At 53.1% G+C, this 14,652-nt stretch carries 13 protein-coding genes; 12 read left to right on the top strand and 1 reads right to left on the bottom strand.

Annotated features, from left to right (window positions below; translation table 11 throughout):
- The first annotated feature begins 31 nt into the window (after nt 1-31).
- The 12 genes from aroA to ACI2I2_RS05260 all read left to right on the top strand — a co-directional run bounded on the left by aroA (nt 32) and on the right by ACI2I2_RS05260 (nt 13,832).
- Nucleotides 32-1,315, top strand: a complete 1,284-nt coding sequence (gene aroA, locus ACI2I2_RS05315; protein ID WP_404656951.1) for a 3-phosphoshikimate 1-carboxyvinyltransferase — start codon at nt 32-34, stop codon at nt 1,313-1,315.
- Nucleotides 1,316-1,451: 136 nt separating this feature from the next.
- On the top strand, nt 1,452-2,219 hold the full coding sequence (locus ACI2I2_RS05310; RefSeq protein WP_404656950.1) for a M48 family metallopeptidase: 768 nt from the start codon (nt 1,452-1,454) through the stop codon (nt 2,217-2,219).
- Between the two features lie 168 nt (nt 2,220-2,387).
- The gene (gene cmk / locus ACI2I2_RS05305; RefSeq protein ID WP_404656949.1) at nt 2,388-3,071 is read left to right on the top strand and encodes a (d)CMP kinase; all 684 of its coding nucleotides are present in this window, start codon (nt 2,388-2,390) and stop codon (nt 3,069-3,071) included.
- A gap of 123 nt (nt 3,072-3,194) precedes the next feature.
- Nucleotides 3,195-4,868 carry a 30S ribosomal protein S1 gene (gene rpsA, locus ACI2I2_RS05300; protein ID WP_404656948.1) on the top strand — a complete coding sequence of 558 codons (1,674 nt, stop codon included), beginning with the start codon at nt 3,195-3,197 and terminating at the stop codon, nt 4,866-4,868.
- Between the two features lie 129 nt (nt 4,869-4,997).
- Nucleotides 4,998-5,282 (top strand): integration host factor subunit beta, encoded by a 285-nt coding sequence (gene ihfB / locus ACI2I2_RS05295; RefSeq protein ID WP_154158149.1) that lies wholly within the window; start codon nt 4,998-5,000, stop codon nt 5,280-5,282.
- A gap of 239 nt (nt 5,283-5,521) precedes the next feature.
- Nucleotides 5,522-7,783 (top strand): ComEC family protein, encoded by a 2,262-nt coding sequence (locus ACI2I2_RS05290; protein ID WP_404656947.1) that lies wholly within the window; start codon nt 5,522-5,524, stop codon nt 7,781-7,783.
- Between the two features lie 36 nt (nt 7,784-7,819).
- On the top strand, nt 7,820-9,568 hold the full coding sequence (gene msbA / locus ACI2I2_RS05285) for a lipid A ABC transporter ATP-binding protein/permease MsbA (RefSeq protein WP_404656946.1): 1,749 nt from the start codon (nt 7,820-7,822) through the stop codon (nt 9,566-9,568).
- Entirely contained in the window at nt 9,565-10,545 is a 981-nt protein-coding gene (gene lpxK, locus ACI2I2_RS05280; RefSeq protein ID WP_404656945.1) for a tetraacyldisaccharide 4'-kinase, read from the top strand. Before msbA ends, lpxK begins: the two co-directional genes overlap by 4 nt.
- A 40-nt stretch (nt 10,546-10,585) precedes the next feature.
- Nucleotides 10,586-11,815 carry a winged helix-turn-helix domain-containing protein gene (locus tag ACI2I2_RS05275; protein WP_404656944.1) on the top strand — a complete coding sequence of 410 codons (1,230 nt, stop codon included), beginning with the start codon at nt 10,586-10,588 and terminating at the stop codon, nt 11,813-11,815.
- A 54-nt stretch (nt 11,816-11,869) separates the two neighbouring features.
- Nucleotides 11,870-12,052 (top strand): protein YcaR, encoded by a 183-nt coding sequence (gene ycaR, locus ACI2I2_RS05270; RefSeq protein ID WP_330984319.1) that lies wholly within the window; start codon nt 11,870-11,872, stop codon nt 12,050-12,052.
- Nucleotides 12,049-12,795, top strand: coding sequence for a 3-deoxy-manno-octulosonate cytidylyltransferase (gene kdsB / locus ACI2I2_RS05265; RefSeq protein WP_404656943.1), 747 nt, complete (start codon nt 12,049-12,051; stop codon nt 12,793-12,795). Before ycaR ends, kdsB begins: the two co-directional genes overlap by 4 nt.
- A 143-nt stretch (nt 12,796-12,938) precedes the next feature.
- Nucleotides 12,939-13,832, top strand: coding sequence for a YcbJ family phosphotransferase (locus ACI2I2_RS05260; protein ID WP_404656942.1), 894 nt, complete (start codon nt 12,939-12,941; stop codon nt 13,830-13,832).
- Here ACI2I2_RS05260 and elyC read toward each other — a convergent pair.
- The gene (gene elyC, locus ACI2I2_RS05255) at nt 13,809-14,588 is read right to left on the bottom strand and encodes an envelope biogenesis factor ElyC (protein ID WP_404656941.1); all 780 of its coding nucleotides are present in this window, start codon (nt 14,586-14,588) and stop codon (nt 13,809-13,811) included. The genes ACI2I2_RS05260 and elyC overlap by 24 nt on opposite strands.
- Nucleotides 14,589-14,652 lie beyond the last annotated feature (64 nt).

Here is a 14,652-nt window from a genome sequence, read left to right as displayed (position 1 = left end):
TTTTATTTTCTGTTGTTGAGAGTTAAGTTTCATGGAATCCCTGACGTTACAACCCATCGCGCGGGTGGATGGCACCATCAATTTACCTGGTTCTAAAAGTGTCTCTAACCGCGCCTTGTTGCTGGCGGCATTAGCCAATGGCACCACCACGCTGACCAACCTGCTGGACAGCGACGACGTGCGCCACATGCTCAATGCGCTGACTGCGTTAGGCGTTCAGTACACGCTTTCTGCCGATCGCACACGTTGTGAAGTGACCGGAAACGGTGGCCCGCTTAAGGCTGCTTCAGCACTGGAATTATTCCTTGGGAATGCCGGCACCGCGATGCGTCCACTGGCCGCCGCATTGTGCCTGGGCAGCAACGATATCGTCCTGACCGGCGAACCTCGAATGAAAGAGCGCCCGATTGGACATCTCGTTGACGCGCTTCGTCAGGGCGGCGCACAGATTGAGTATCTCGAGCAAGAAAACTACCCGCCGCTGCGCCTGAAAGGGGGTTTTGTTGGCGGTGAAGTCAGTGTAGACGGCAGCGTTTCCAGCCAGTTCCTGACAGCGTTATTAATGACAGCGCCACTGGCCGCGCAGGATACCGTTATCAGTATCAAAGGCGACCTGGTGTCGAAGCCTTACATCGACATTACCCTGCACCTGATGAACACGTTTGGGGTAAAAGTTGATAACCAGAATTATCAGCGTTTTGTGGTCAAAGGCGGGCAGCAGTACCAGTCTCCAGGCGCTTATCTGGTTGAAGGCGATGCGTCTTCTGCCTCTTACTTCCTTGCGGCTGGTGCCATTAAAGGCGGTACCGTGAAAGTCACCGGTATTGGCCGCAACAGCGTTCAGGGTGATATCCGCTTTGCTGATGTGCTGGAAAAAATGGGCGCTACGGTGACCTGGGGCGAAGATTTCATCGCCTGTACTCGTGGTGAACTGAACGCCATCGATATGGACATGAACCATATCCCTGATGCGGCAATGACCATCGCGACTGCCGCGCTGTTTGCGAAAGGCACCACCACGCTTCGCAACATCTACAACTGGCGTGTGAAAGAAACAGACCGCCTTTTCGCGATGGCGACCGAACTTCGCAAAGTCGGCGCTGAAGTGGAAGAGGGCGAAGATTACATTCGCGTCACTCCGCCTGCACACCTGACTTTCGCGGAAATTGGTACCTATAACGATCACCGCATGGCGATGTGTTTCTCGCTGGTGGCGTTATCCGACACGCCTGTCACCATCCTCGACCCGAAATGCACGGCGAAAACCTTCCCTGACTACTTCGAGCAATTAGCCCGAATCAGTACACCAGCCTGACCCTCTCTCGCCGACCTTGCGTCGGCGTTTTTTTGTCCGCTTTCTGACTTTTGACCGTGCATTTGCGGTGCTATCGTCCCTGCGCATTAAAAGATCACTTCATTGATTTTTACTCTCTTTATCAAAGGACGATATCATGGCGAAGAAACCTCTTCTGGTGGCAATGGCGTTGAGCGCCACGTTGCTGGCAGGCTGCCAACATACCGGCGGCATTAACACGGATTTGGCCGTAAGCTCGGGCTTATCTGCCTACAAAGCTGCCACGTTGAGTGATGCAGATGCGAAAGCCATCGCTGACAGTGGCTGTCAAGAAATGGACAGTCAGAATAAGATTGCACCGGCTTCAAGTCAGTACGCTAAGCGCCTTAAAACGATCGCCAAATCCCTGGGCGGCGATATTGATGGCACTAAAATCAACTACAAAGTTTATCTGACAAAGGACGTCAACGCGTGGGCAATGGCCAACGGCTGTGTTCGTGTATATAGCGGCCTGATGGACATGATGACCAATAATGAAGTTGAAGGCGTACTGGGTCACGAGTTGGGACATGTGTCGCTTGGACACAGCCGTAAAGCAATGCAAACAGCCTATGCGACCGTGGCTGCAAGGGATGCGGTATCCGCTACCAGTGGCGTCGCTTCTGTGCTGACGCAGTCGCAACTGGGCGACATTGCAGAAGGCGCGATTAACTCCGCCTTTTCCCGCAGCCAGGAGTCCGATGCGGATGATTTCTCTTACGATCTGCTGAAAAAACGCGGCATCACTACTCAAGGGCTGGTGGGCAGTTTCGATAAACTGGCCGCTTTGAGTGGTGCGGAGTCAAAATCGTTGTTTGATTCACATCCCCCTTCAACAGAACGTGCCCAGCATATTCGCGATCGCATCGCGACAGATAAGAAATAAATCAGGCCTTCCCGCCGGGCTGTTCATCACAGCCCGCTATAATTCCCCCATTATTCTTCTTGATCGCCGTACACGCGGTAATTTGAAAGCAGTATTAACGCTTCTCAGTAATGGCGCGTATAATGCGCGGCGTTTATGTAACTGACGCCTCTACTAAAGGAGAGAACGATGACGGCAATTGCCCCAGTAATCACCATTGACGGGCCAAGCGGTGCCGGGAAAGGCACTCTGTGCAAGGCAATGGCGGAAGCATTGCAGTGGCATCTGCTGGACTCAGGCGCGATTTATCGTGTGCTGGCCCTTGCGGCGTTACACCATCACGTTGATGTCACTTCAGAAGAGGCGCTGGTCCCATTGGCTGCTCATCTCGATGTTCGTTTCGTGTCAACTGACGGCAATCTTGAAGTGATTCTGGAAGGGGAAGACGTCAGCGGCGAAATCCGTACCCAGGAAGTGGCGAATGCGGCTTCTCAGGTTGCGGCCTTCCCACGTGTTCGCGAGGCTTTGTTGCGCCGCCAGCGCGCATTCCGTGAAGCTCCGGGCCTGATAGCAGATGGCCGTGACATGGGCACTGTCGTTTTCACAGACGCACCAGTCAAAATATTCCTTGATGCCTCGCCGGAAGAACGCGCACAGCGCCGTATGCTTCAGTTGCAGGAGAAGGGCTTTAGTGTTAACTTTGATCGCCTTTTGGCCGAGATCAAGGAACGAGACGATCGTGACCGCAACCGTGCGGTGGCCCCGTTAGTTCCGGCTGCTGATGCTTTAGTCCTGGATTCCACGCGATTAAGCATTGAGCAAGTGATTGAAAAAGCGCTACAATACGCGCGCCAAAAACTGGCTGCTGTCTGATTAAACGACAAGCGCCTCAGAATTTGTAGTACCCCCGCTGCAAGGGAATGTGAGCGGGTATGTGAAACAACCCCATCCGACAAGGTGTCAGGTGGACGTTAAATCTAACTTCGAAGATTAAACATGACTGAATCTTTTGCTCAACTATTTGAAGAATCTTTAAAAACAATCGAAACCCGTCCGGGTTCCATCGTTCGCGGCGTTGTTGTCTCTATCGACAAAGACGTTGTTCTGGTTGATGCGGGCCTGAAATCTGAATCTGCAATCCCTGCAGAGCAGTTCAAGAACGCAGCCGGCGAGCTGGAAATCCAGGTCGGTGACGAAGTTGACGTTGCACTGGACGCAGTGGAAGACGGCTTCGGCGAAACCCTGCTGTCCCGTGAGAAAGCTAAGCGTCACGAAGCTTGGATCACGCTGGAAAAAGCATACGAAGACGCTGAAACTGTTGTTGGTGTTATCAACGGCAAAGTTAAAGGTGGCTTCACTGTTGAGCTGAACGGTATTCGTGCGTTCCTGCCAGGTTCTCTGGTAGACGTTCGTCCAGTTCGCGATACTCTGCACCTCGAAGGCAAAGAACTCGAGTTCAAAGTTATCAAGCTGGACCAGAAGCGTAACAACGTTGTTGTTTCCCGCCGTGCTGTTATCGAATCTGAAAACAGCGCAGAACGTGATCAGCTGCTGGAAAACCTGCAGGAAGGCATGGAAGTTAAAGGTATCGTTAAGAACCTCACTGACTACGGTGCATTCGTTGATCTGGGCGGCGTAGACGGCCTGCTGCACATCACTGACATGGCCTGGAAACGCGTTAAGCACCCAAGCGAAATCGTGAACGTTGGCGACGAAATCACTGTTAAAGTGCTGAAGTTCGACCGCGAGCGTACCCGTGTTTCTCTGGGTCTGAAGCAGTTGGGCGAAGATCCATGGGTAGCTATCGCTAAGCGTTACCCAGAAGGGACCAAACTGACTGGTCGTGTGACCAACCTGACTGACTACGGCTGCTTCGTTGAAATCGAAGAAGGCGTTGAAGGCCTGGTACACGTTTCCGAAATGGACTGGACCAACAAAAACATCCACCCATCCAAAGTTGTTAACGTGGGTGATGTCGTGGAAGTGATGGTTCTGGACATCGACGAAGAACGTCGTCGTATCTCCCTGGGTCTGAAGCAGTGCAAAAACAACCCATGGCAGCAGTTCGCGGAAACCCACAACAAGGGCGACCGTGTTGAAGGTAAAATCAAGTCTATCACTGACTTCGGTATCTTCATCGGCCTGGACGGCGGCATCGACGGCCTGGTTCACCTGTCTGACATCTCCTGGAACGTTGCAGGCGAAGAAGCAGTTCGTGAATACAAGAAAGGCGACGAAATCGCAGCAGTTGTTCTGCAGGTTGACGCAGAGCGTGAGCGTATCTCCCTGGGCGTTAAACAGCTCGCAGAAGATCCGTTCAACAACTGGGTTGCTCTGAACAAGAAAGGCGCTATCGTTAACGGTAAAGTGACTGCAGTTGACGCGAAAGGCGCAACCGTAGAACTGGCTGACGGCGTTGAAGGTTACCTGCGTGCTTCTGAAGCATCCCGTGACCGCGTTGAAGATGCAACTCTGGTTCTGAGCGTAGGCGACGACGTTGAAGCTAAATTCACCGGTGTTGACCGTAAGAACCGTGCAATCAGCCTGTCTGTACGTGCTAAAGACGAAGCTGACGAGAAAGATGCTATCGCGACTGTTAACAACAAACAGGAAGAAGGCAACTTCTCTAACGCTATGGCTGAAGCATTCAAAGCAGCTAAAGGCGAGTAATCAAGTTACTCTTTACGAGTCACTTGACAGATTGCAGGATTCGTCCTGTAATCAATGACAAAGGGCGGCTACGGCCGCCCTTGTTCAAGCTGTCAGCTTACACTTTCCTTAATGGAAACCGGAGGAATCATGACCAAGTCAGAGCTCATCGAAAGACTTGCAACCCAGCAATCTCACATCCCTGCGAAAGCGGTTGAAGATGCTGTGAAAGAGATGCTGGAACATATGGCCTCTACGCTGGCCCAAGGCGAGCGCATTGAAATCCGCGGTTTCGGCAGCTTCTCTTTGCATTACCGTGCCCCACGTGTTGGGCGCAACCCAAAAACTGGCGATAAAGTCGAGCTGGAAGGTAAATACGTTCCGCACTTTAAGCCGGGTAAAGAACTGCGCGATCGCGCCAATATTTACGGTTGAGTTAGAGCGGTATCGCTGCGTAACTTGAACGAAAAAAAGCACCTGCGGGTGCTTTTTTTATGGCTGCGATACAGCGCAACGCGCACCCCCTTTACTGTTTATTTCGAGCTGACTCGCAGACTGAGTGAATCTCTTAAGCTCTCACAAAATTTCCCCTGAAAGACCCTCGCATTTCCTGCTTTTTACTGACGACAACCTGAAGCCTTGGCGTGACACTGCGGTGTCACAGGGAGATGTCGATGCGATTACCCACGTTAGCCTTTTGTACCCTCGTCGGTATGAGTCCACTGTTGTGGTTGCCAGAATTGCCGTCAATGCTGCACACCAGCGGTATGGCGATGATTGGCCTGGCATTATGTTTTCAGCGAGGCTATTTGAAAACGGCAGGGCTGGTGCTTTTGTTTTTCTGTTGGGGCGTCTTTTCTGCACTTCTTACGGTTTCACCAGCAAACACCCTGACGGGTAAGCCCATGCAGGTCGATTTATTGATAACTGGCACGGACGGGACAACAAAGCATGTCGCTAAATTAATCCGTATCAACGGCCACCGACAATTTCCGGCTGCTGGGATTGTGTTGTACGGACAGGAATTACCTGAAAAACCCTGTGTCGGCCAGCTCTGGCATATGATGTTGAGTGCGCGTGCTGTTCATGGTCAGCTCAATGACGGCATGTTCGACAGCCAGCGTCATGCCATGTCGCAACGATTGCCATTAACCGGGCGTTTTACCTCTGCGCAAATCATCGATGGACGGTGCAACTTGCGTTCCCGCATTGTGGAACCCCTGGCAGAAAGCATGGAAAAGTACCCCTGGCGTAGCGTGATGCTGGCTCTGGCTGTTGGGGAAAGATCTACCGTATCGGCAGAGATAAAAGCGCTGCTTCAGAAAACGGGAACGGCCCATTTGCTGGCAATCTCCGGCCTGCATATTTCGCTGATGGCTATGCTGGGTTGGGGGGTGATCCGAGGCGTACAGCGGGTTTTACCTTGTCGATGGATTGACTGGCGAATGCCGCTGTTTGGAGCGTTTATCGCCGCAGCACTTTACTCGTGGATCAGTGGCTTTCAGCCTCCGGCTCAACGAACGTTGATCGCTGCGGGATGCTGGTTACTGCTGAGGCTTAGCGGAAAACGCTGGCGTTCCTGGGAGGTCTGGGTGTGCTGCGTGGCGGCCATTTTGTTGATGGAGCCTCTGGCTATCCTGTCGCAAAGTCTATGGTTATCAGCATTTGCGGTGGCTGCCTTAATCTTCTGGTATCAGTGGGTACCGTGCCAGACGATATGCGGCAGCTCAATAGTGAATGCAGTCTGGAAGCTACTGCATTTGCAGTTGGGGCTGATGGCGCTACTGCTTCCCTTGCAAATTGCCAGCTTCCACGGACTGTCATGGACTTCAGTGCCAGCTAATATCCTTGCGGTTCCTTTGGTGACGTTATGCGTGATTCCTTTGCTGATGTTGGGAATGTTGATGCATTACGCAGGGGCAACAGCACTGAGTGATGTCATCTGGAGGCTGGCCGATCGCTTAGTAGCACTGCTGTTTTGGTTTTTGGATAAACTCCCTGACGGCTGGCTGGCGGTAGATTTTCGCTGGCAATATCTGGTGCTGCTTCCGTGGCTTGCCATCGTTTTTTACCGACTTAACGGTTGGCGAAACTGGCCCGCATTGGGCATAAGCTGCTGTGTCATTCTTGCTTATCCCTTGTGGAAAAAGCCATCACCCGGGAACTGGTCTTTGACGATGCTTGATGTGGGGCAAGGGCTATCGATGGTGATTGCCCGTAACGGCAAAGCGCTTTTGTACGATACCGGCCTTGCCTGGCCGGGCGGAGACAGCGCTCAGCAGCTCATCGTGCCGTGGTTGCGTTGGCACCATTTACAGCCACAAGGCATCATTCTTAGCCACGAGCATCTCGATCATCGCGGCGGATTGGACACCCTGCAGAAAACCTGGCCCACACTTTGGGTCAGAAGCCCACTGGGCTGGAAAGGCCATCAACCTTGTTTCAGGGGCGAAACCTGGCGCTGGCAACAACTCACCTTCAAGGTGATTTGGCCTTTAGTGGGCATACAGGAGACCGGGAACAATCACTCATGCGTGGTCAAAATTGATGACGGCCGTTATAGCGTTTTGCTGACGGGAGATATTGAATCACCAGCAGAATTATCAATGTTGAGCCATTACTGGCAGCATCTTCGGTCTACACTTGTTCAGGTGCCACATCATGGCAGTTCGACTTCCTCCTCGACGGCGCTGCTCAGTCGGGTGGAAGGCGAGGTGGCACTGGCCTCAGCGGCACGCTACAACGCATGGCATTTCCCTTCAGTGAAGGTGAAAAGCCGTTATCAAAAGCAAGGGTATCACTGGCTCGACACCCCGCATCAGGGGCAAATAACGGTTAACTTTTCGCCTGAAGGCTGGCAAATCCAGAGCTTACGCGATCAAATAATCCCCCGCTGGTATCATCAGTGGTTTGGCGATACCCGTGATAACGGGTAGAATGTGCGGCTATCTCAACATAAGCTGGTTTTTTGAATGCAGAACGACAAAGATCTCTCCACGTGGCAGACTTTCCGCCGACTTTGGCCAACGATTGCGCCTTTTAAAGCCGGACTGATTGTGTCTGGGGTTGCGTTAGTCCTTAACGCCGCCAGCGATACTTTTATGCTGTCGCTTCTCAAACCATTACTGGATGATGGTTTTGGTAAAACGGATCGCTCTGTGCTGCTGTGGATGCCGCTGGTCGTGATTGGCCTGATGATCCTGCGCGGTATCACCAGCTATATTTCGAGCTATTGCATTTCCTGGGTATCAGGCAAAGTGGTGATGACCATGCGCCGCCGCTTGTTTGGTCACATGATGGGCATGCCGGTCGCCTTCTTTGACAAACAGTCCACCGGTACGCTGCTGTCTCGTATCACTTACGATTCCGAGCAGGTTGCTTCTTCCTCTTCCAGTGCGCTGATTACCGTGGTGCGTGAAGGCGCGTCCATCATCGGCCTGTTTATTATGATGTTCTGGTACAGCTGGCAGCTGTCGCTGATCCTGATTGTGCTTGCGCCGATTGTCTCTTTTGCCATTCGTCTGGTGTCCAAGCGCTTCCGTAATATCAGTAAGAACATGCAAAACACGATGGGGCAGGTGACCACCAGTGCTGAGCAGATGTTGAAAGGCCACAAAGAAGTGCTGATGTTTGGTGGTCAGGCCGTCGAAACCAAGCGCTTTGACAAGGTTAGCAACAAGATGCGTCTGCAGGGCATGAAAATGGTGTCCGCGTCGTCCATCTCTGACCCAATTATTCAGCTCATTGCCTCACTGGCGCTGGCATTTGTCCTTTATGCTGCCAGCTTCCCAAGCGTCATGGATACCCTGACCGCCGGTACCATTACCGTCGTGTTCTCTTCCATGATTGCCCTGATGCGCCCGCTGAAATCTCTGACTAACGTCAACGCGCAGTTCCAGCGCGGGATGGCTGCTTGCCAGACGCTGTTTGCCATTCTTGATAGCGAGCAGGAAAAAGACGAAGGGACCCGCGTTGTTGAACGTGCAAAAGGTAACGTTGAATTCAACAACGTCACCTTTACCTATCCAGGCCGTGAAGTGCCAGCATTACGCGATATCAACCTGAGCATTCCAGAAGGCAAAACTGTAGCGCTGGTTGGGCGTTCAGGGTCTGGTAAGTCAACTATGGCAAGCCTGATTACTCGTTTCTATGACGTTGATTCCGGCGGCATTCTGCTTGATGGCCACGATATTCGTGAATATACCCTGGCCTCATTACGTGATCAGGTTGCTCTGGTTTCGCAAAACGTGCATCTGTTTAACGACACGGTGGCGAATAACATTGCCTACGCTCGTACGGATCTTTACAGCCGTGAAGATATCGAAAGAGCGGCCAAAATGGCGTACGCAATGGACTTCATCAATAAAATGGATCAGGGGCTGGATACGGTTATCGGCGAAAACGGCGTGCTGTTGTCCGGTGGTCAGCGTCAGCGTATTGCAATCGCACGTGCATTGCTGCGTGACAGCCCGATCCTGATCCTTGATGAAGCCACCTCAGCGCTGGATACCGAATCCGAACGTGCCATTCAGGCGGCGCTGGATGAATTGCAGAAAAACCGTACCTCACTGGTGATCGCCCACCGTCTGTCTACCATCGAAAAAGCCGACGAAATCGTGGTGGTGGAAGATGGGCGCATTGTTGAGCGCGGTAGCCACGAAGATCTGCTGGAACATCGCGGCGTTTACGCTCAGCTGCACAAGATGCAATTTGGGCAATGATCGCACGTATCTGGTCGGGGGAATCCCCGCTCTGGTTTCTGCTGTTACCGCTTTCCTGGCTGTATGGCCTGGTGAGCGGTGGTATCAGACTGAGCTACCGCCTGGGCATTAAAAAAGCCTGGCGGTCGCCGGTTCCGGTTGTTGTCGTCGGGAATCTCACTGCTGGCGGTAATGGTAAAACACCGGTCGCTATCTGGCTGGTGGAGCAACTCCAAAAGCAAGGGATCAAGGTCGGCGTAGTGTCTCGTGGTTACGGCGGCAAGGCGGAACACTATCCGTTGATTCTGACCAGTGAAACCACCACTGCACAAGCGGGTGATGAACCTGTTTTGATCTACCAACGTACGGGTGCGCCTGTTGCGGTTTCCCCTGAACGTAGTGACGCAGTCAAAGCGCTGCTGACTTCACATTCCCCTCAAATTATTATCACCGATGATGGCCTTCAGCATTATCGCCTGGCGCGTGATGTCGAAATCGTTGTCATTGATGGTGTTCGTCGTTTTGGCAATGGCTGGTGGCTTCCTGCGGGCCCGATGCGTGAACGCGCTTCTCGTTTGAAAAGTGTGGATGCCGTCATTGTAAATGGTGGCGTGCCGCGTGAAAGCGAAATCCCCATGCAGCTTCAGCCTGGTCTGGCCGTTAATCTGCTGACCGGTGAGAAACGTAATGTCGCTTCCTTGCCCAGCATCGTAGCCATGGCGGGTATCGGCCATCCTCCGCGCTTTTTTGCCACACTTGAACAGTGCGGCGCTCATCCGTTGAAGACTGTTGCACTTGCCGATCATCAGGCACTCACTGCCGCAAGCGTTGAGGCGCTGGCAGACGAAAATCACTCGCTGGTGATGACGGAAAAAGACGCCGTAAAATGCCGCAGTTTTGCACGAGATAACTGGTGGTATCTGCCAGTTGATGCTGTCTTTGACGACCAAAGAGCGTCACAGCTTATCCAACAATTGGTAAGTCTGACGCGGCGCTAGTCTACATGAGCGGCGTAGTGCAGGCTGACGGAGAACCTGAATGTCAGAACGGAAACTATCGCTATCGGCCGCTCGTTGTCTCCATCTTGCCGCTCAAGGGCTGCTCAAAAAGCCCCGTCGCCGCGCTCAAGCGAACGATGTTCTTTCGACCGTCCGGCAAATGTCACTGCTGCAAATCGATACTATCAATGTCGTGGCGCGTAGCCCTTATCTGGTACTGTTTAGCCGTCTTGGCAGTTATCCATCCCAATGGCTGGATGAGGCGTTAAGCCGAGGCGATCTCATGGAATACTGGGCTCATGAAGCCTGCTTTTTACCGCGAAGCGATTTTTCGCTGGTGCGCCATCGCATGCTTACGCCGCAGAATATGGGCTGGAAATACAAAGCAGAATGGATGGAAGAGCACGCGGCGGAGATAGAAGGGCTGATTGCGCACATCCAACAGAATGGCCCCGTACGTTCCTCTGATTTTGAGCACCCTCGCAAAGGGGCGAGCGGCTGGTGGGAATGGAAACCGCATAAACGCCATCTGGAAGGGTTGTTCACCGCCGGAAAAGTGATGGTTATCGGCCGCCATAACTTTCAGCGTATTTACGATTTAACCAGTCGGGTGATGCCGCTTTGGGATGATGAGCGCGATCTGCTAAAGCAGGATGAAGCTGAAGAGGTGATGTTACAAAACAGTGCCCGCAGCCTGGGGATATTCCGTCCGCAATGGCTGGCTGATTATTATCGCCTGCGCCAGCCTTCGCTTCCCGCATTGCTTGTGCGTTGGCAAGAAGAAGGGCTTGTGGTTCCCGTTGAAGTGGAAAGCCTTGGCGCTCTGTGGCTGCATACCGATTTGTTGCCTCTGGCAGAAGATGCCCTCAGCGGCAAACTCCGCGCGACGCACAGCGCGGTGTTATCTCCGTTTGATCCCGTCGTCTGGGATCGTAAACGCGCAGAGCAACTTTTTGATTTCAGTTACCGTCTTGAATGTTACACGCCCGCGCCAAAACGGCAGTACGGTTATTTCGTTTTGCCTCTGCTGCATCAGGGCAAACTGGTTGGCCGCATGGACAGTAAAATGCACCGTAAAACGGGTGTACTGGAAATTTTTGCTTTGTATTTACAGGACGGTGTGCGTGTCAGCGCCACGCTGGAAAAAGGCCTGCGTCAGGCCATAACAGACTTTGCAAGCTGGCAGGGCGCAAAACGGGTAGAAATACAGCATCGTCCCGCAGAACTTTTCGCCCAAACCCCAGTCGGCTGGGAAATTGACGTTGCCTGAACAGGCTCTGTGATATGCTTGACCGGATACTTTTTCGGTCCATCTGGAGGAATTATGGATCACCGCTTACTTGAAATCATCGCTTGTCCGGTTTGCAACGGGAAGCTCTATTACAGTCAGGATAAGCAAGAGCTTATCTGTAAACTCGACAGCCTGGCCTTCCCACTGCGTGACGGCATTCCTGTCCTGCTGGAAAATGAAGCCCGTCCATTGAGCACAGAAGAGAGCCATCCATGAGTTTTGTTGTCATTATTCCGGCGCGCTACGCCTCAACTCGTCTGCCGGGCAAACCGTTGCAGGACATCAACGGCAAACCGATGATTGTTCATGTGCTGGAAAGAGCGCGTGAATCCGGCGCTGACCGCATTATTATCGCCACAGATCACGATGAAGTGGCTCGTGCCGTTGAGGCCGCTGGTGGTGAAGTTTGCATGACCCGAGCCGATCATCAGTCGGGCACTGAGCGTCTGGCCGAAGTGGTGGAAAAGTGTGGTTTCAGTGATGACACGCTGATTGTGAACGTCCAGGGCGATGAACCGATGATCCCTCCGGCTATCATCCGTCAGGTGGCTGAAAACCTGGCCGCGAGCCAGTCTGGTATGGCTACGTTGGCAGTGCCGATTCACGATGCGGAAGAAGCTTTCAACCCCAATGCGGTGAAAGTAGTGATGGATGCCGAAGGGTACGCACTCTATTTCTCGCGCGCGACAATTCCCTGGGATCGTGATCGTTTCGCCCAAAGCCGCGACACCATTGGTGACACTTTGCTGCGTCACATCGGTATCTATGGCTATCGTGCTGGTTTCATTCGCCGTTACGTCAACTGGGCACCAAGTCCGCTGGAGCAAATCGAAATGCTCGAACAGCTGCGCGTGCTGTGGTACGGCGAAAAAATTCACGTCGCCGTGGCGAAAGAAGTGCCAGGCACTGGGGTTGATACGCCTGAAGACCTGGCTCGCGTACGCGCCGAACTGCGTTGATTTCTTCGACTCCTCCGCTCGGAGGGGTCGTCTTACCGCCTCGTTTCTCCTCGATTTTTTGCCACGCTTTTGATCTTGCCCGGTGACATCTCCCTCTGCGACGCTCATTATAAAAACAGTAGTCTTCACAGGGGTAACCGGAAATGGAACAACTGCGAGCTGAACTGAGCCACCTGCTGGGTGAAAAACTGAGTCGGGTGGAGTGCGTGAGTGAGAAAACGGACTCTTCACTGTGGTCACTGTACGATGCTCAGGGCCATCCGATGCCATTACTGGCAAGAAGTTTCACCACGCCGGGGCTTGCACAGCAACTGGCGTGGAAGATTTCAATGCTGGCGCGTAGCGGCACGGTACGAATGCCGGTGGTTTATGGCGTGATGACACATGAAGAGCATCCTGGCCCGGATGTCCTGCTGATCGAACGCTTACGTGGTGTGCCCGTTGAAGCGCCAGCCAGAACGCCGGAGCGCTGGGAACAGCTGAAAGATCAGATAGTCGAGGCGCTGCTGGCCTGGCATCGGCAGGACAGCAGCGGTTGCGTGGGTTTTGTTGACAGCACTCAGGAGAATCTGTGGCCGCTCTGGTATCGCCAGCGAATCGAAGTGCTGTGGGGAACGCTCAATTTATATGACAACACCGGACTGACAATGCAGGATAAACGGATTCTCTTCCGCACCCGCGAATGCCTGCCCGCGCTGTTTGAAGGCTTCAATGACAACTGCGTGCTCATCCACGGCAATTTCACCCTTCGTAGTATGCTCAAAGATCCTCGCAGCGATCAGTTGCTGGCGATGGTTGGCCCTGGCGTGATGCTCTGGGCTCCGCGTGAGTATGAACTCTTTCGCCTGGCTGATGGGGCGCTGTCTGAAGGGTTGATGTGGCACTATCTTCAGCGTGCGCCCGTTGCTGAAGCTTTTCTATGGCGACGCTGGCTTTATCTGTTGTGGGATGAAGTCGCCCAGCTTGTTAACACTGGGCGCTTCAACCGCAGCAACTTTGATTTAGCGGCGAAATCACTGCTCCCCTGGCTCGCCTGAACTGCCTTTTAACCACTGCCAGAGACGGCCCAGCGTTTCATAACCCACCCGGTCGCTGTGCATCAGCCAAACGGGTGAAGGCATCACTTTTTCCCAGGGTTGTAAGGGAGAGGTGATCGCCAATTGATTTGCAGGCGCAGGGAAAGGATGCAGGCCGACGTGCTGGAAGAAGATCATCGCTCGTGGCAGGTGAGAAGCCGAAGTGACCAGCAGGAACGGCGCATCGCCAATAGTCGCTTTAACCGCTGCAGCTTCCTCTTCGGTATCTTTTGGCATATCCAGAACGATGATGTCGCTACGAGGAACGCCCAGACTTTCCGCCACGCGCGCACCGGCTTCGCCCGTACTGACAGGATTTGTTTCAGCGGCGGCACCGGTAAAAATCATTTTTGCCCCGGGATTGGCCTGCCAAAGGCGAATACCTTCAGCCAGTCTGGGTAAACTATTGTTGATGAGGTTCGAACTTGGGGCCCATTCATCGTTCCAGGTATAACCCCCGCCGAGCACCACGACGTACTGCACTTGTTCGGTTCCTCGCCAGGTCGGGTATTTATCTTCGATAGGCTTTAACAAGCCATCAGCAACGGGCTGCAGGCTGAGTAACAGCAGCGCCAGCCAGCCAACGGTAAGACAAATCTTGCCGCTGCGCTGGAATCGGCTGAACCAGAGCAATCCCAGGCCCAGTGCCATTAAGAGCAGGAGTAACGGCAAAGGTAAAATCATGCCGCCAATATACTTCTTCAGCGTAAAAAGCATCCTTGTTGGTTCCTTTTTTAACCATCTGACAGGAGATCTGCAGGGATATTACACCAGATAGCTT

This window comes from Scandinavium sp. NPDC088450, assembly GCF_044900545.1.
Taxonomy (GTDB): Bacteria; Pseudomonadota; Gammaproteobacteria; order Enterobacterales; family Enterobacteriaceae; genus Scandinavium.
This window is presented reverse-complemented; position numbering and strand designations above follow the sequence as displayed.

Bases quoted from the DNA above. Each gene is read 5' to 3' on its own strand.
- aroA (WP_404656951.1), top strand. From the start codon at position 32: ATGGAATCCCTGACGTTACAACCCATCGCGCGGGTGGATGGCACCATC.
- ACI2I2_RS05310 (WP_404656950.1), top strand. From the start codon at position 1,452: ATGGCGAAGAAACCTCTTCTGGTGGCAATGGCGTTGAGCGCCACGTTG.
- cmk (WP_404656949.1), top strand. From the start codon at position 2,388: ATGACGGCAATTGCCCCAGTAATCACCATTGACGGGCCAAGCGGTGCC.
- rpsA (WP_404656948.1), top strand. From the start codon at position 3,195: ATGACTGAATCTTTTGCTCAACTATTTGAAGAATCTTTAAAAACAATC.
- ihfB (WP_154158149.1), top strand. From the start codon at position 4,998: ATGACCAAGTCAGAGCTCATCGAAAGACTTGCAACCCAGCAATCTCAC.
- ACI2I2_RS05290 (WP_404656947.1), top strand. From the start codon at position 5,522: ATGCGATTACCCACGTTAGCCTTTTGTACCCTCGTCGGTATGAGTCCA.
- msbA (WP_404656946.1), top strand. From the start codon at position 7,820: ATGCAGAACGACAAAGATCTCTCCACGTGGCAGACTTTCCGCCGACTT.
- lpxK (WP_404656945.1), top strand. From the start codon at position 9,565: ATGATCGCACGTATCTGGTCGGGGGAATCCCCGCTCTGGTTTCTGCTG.
- ACI2I2_RS05275 (WP_404656944.1), top strand. From the start codon at position 10,586: ATGTCAGAACGGAAACTATCGCTATCGGCCGCTCGTTGTCTCCATCTT.
- ycaR (WP_330984319.1), top strand. From the start codon at position 11,870: ATGGATCACCGCTTACTTGAAATCATCGCTTGTCCGGTTTGCAACGGG.
- kdsB (WP_404656943.1), top strand. From the start codon at position 12,049: ATGAGTTTTGTTGTCATTATTCCGGCGCGCTACGCCTCAACTCGTCTG.
- ACI2I2_RS05260 (WP_404656942.1), top strand. From the start codon at position 12,939: ATGGAACAACTGCGAGCTGAACTGAGCCACCTGCTGGGTGAAAAACTG.
- elyC (WP_404656941.1), bottom strand. From the start codon at position 14,588: ATGCTTTTTACGCTGAAGAAGTATATTGGCGGCATGATTTTACCTTTG.